Origin of the sequence: Streptomyces sp. NPDC005774 (assembly GCF_042871645.1) — a bacterium.
Classification (GTDB): domain Bacteria; phylum Actinomycetota; class Actinomycetes; order Streptomycetales; family Streptomycetaceae; genus Streptomyces; species Streptomyces pratens.
The window spans coordinates 1-1,283 of sequence record NZ_JBIAIV010000148.1; the positions used below are offsets into that span (position 1 = coordinate 1).

Genomic DNA, 1,283 nt, shown 5'->3' on the forward strand with positions numbered 1-1,283 from the left:
CAGGGCCCCGGCAAAGTCGTCGGTCATGCGGTCAGGAGAAGGTTGACGGGGCGGTCAGTGTCGCGGGCGTGGTGTCGTAGGGCGGCGGCGATGTTCTGGTGGCCGTGGAGGCGGAGGAGGGTGATCGCGGTGTTGCGGACGCCTGCCATGACGCGGGGTGCGTTGCCGGTGCGGACCTGGGAGCGGTCCTCGTCGAAGGTGACGTCGCGGACCCAGTGCAGGCGGTTCTCGATCTCCCAGTGCGACTGCACCCATGTGGCCAGCAGCTCCGGGGGCGCGGTGCGGGCGTCCGCGCTGGTGATCAGGTAGACGATCTCGACCGTCCGTATGCCCTTCCTGGTGACGGTGCGCCGCAGCTGGGCGACCTGCGCGGCCCCGGTGAAGTCGATCCAGGCGGGGACGGCGACGGCCTTGATCGTGCGGGTGGCGCGGCGCCCGTGTCCGCGGTCCGTTCTGGTGACAGCAGGTATCCGGGCCCAGGGCAGAGCCTTGAGCCTTGCGTACAACGACTTCTGATTGGCCTTCACGGTCAGGACGTAGTCGGCGCCGGCCTCGGTCACGAGTGCCGCGGTGGCGTGCTGGGTGTGCAGCGCGTCCATCGTGACCACCGCCCCGTCCAGGTCAAGGGCCTCCAGCAGCTCTCTGGCCGCGGGGATCTCATTACTCCTCTCGCGCACGGCGACTTGGCCCAGTACCGCTCCCGAACCGTGCGCGAGCGCGGCGACCAGATGTGGGGCCGGGGCGTCACCGCCGCGTGCGCCCCGGACGGTCTTGCCGTCGATCGCGATGACCCGCCGGCCCGCGACCAGCGCGGCCCTCGTCGCCGCCCATGTCCCCAGGAGCGCGTCGAGGCGGTCCGCGTCCAGCCTTGCGAACAGGCGCCGCAGCGTCGACTCGTCCACCGAGCCCCGCACCAGGCCCAGCTGTTTCACGGCTACCGCTCCGGCGTCCCGGGCCCACTCCCCGATCGCCGTGAAACCCCGCGCACCGGCCATCACCGCGCACACCGCGACCGCGATCAGAGCACCCACCGGGTGACGGACCCCGCGCCGACGGCGCGGATCGGGCATCCGGCCGAGCAGGTCGACGAGGAGCTCGCGCTCCGGGACGGGCGTGCGAACAGGCACGCAGATGCGAGACGATGGCATGGCGCGGGTGTTGTTCCCTGGTCGGACGGAAGGCGTAGGAACCTCCATCCAACCGGACCGGAACACGCCCGCGCACCTCACCCACCCGCAAAACCACATGTCACAGGGCTACCAAACGACTTTGCCGGAGCCCTG

The 1,283-nt window shown here is 70.9% G+C and carries 1 protein-coding gene; it reads right to left on the reverse strand.

Annotation, left to right across the window (positions count from 1 at the left end; translation table 11 throughout):
• Positions 1 to 23: 23 nt before the first annotated feature.
• Entirely contained in the window at positions 24 to 1,127 is a 1,104-nt protein-coding gene (locus ACFYQA_RS39535) for an ISAs1 family transposase (RefSeq protein WP_388928689.1), read from the reverse strand.
• Positions 1,128 to 1,283: the final 156 nt, after the last annotated feature.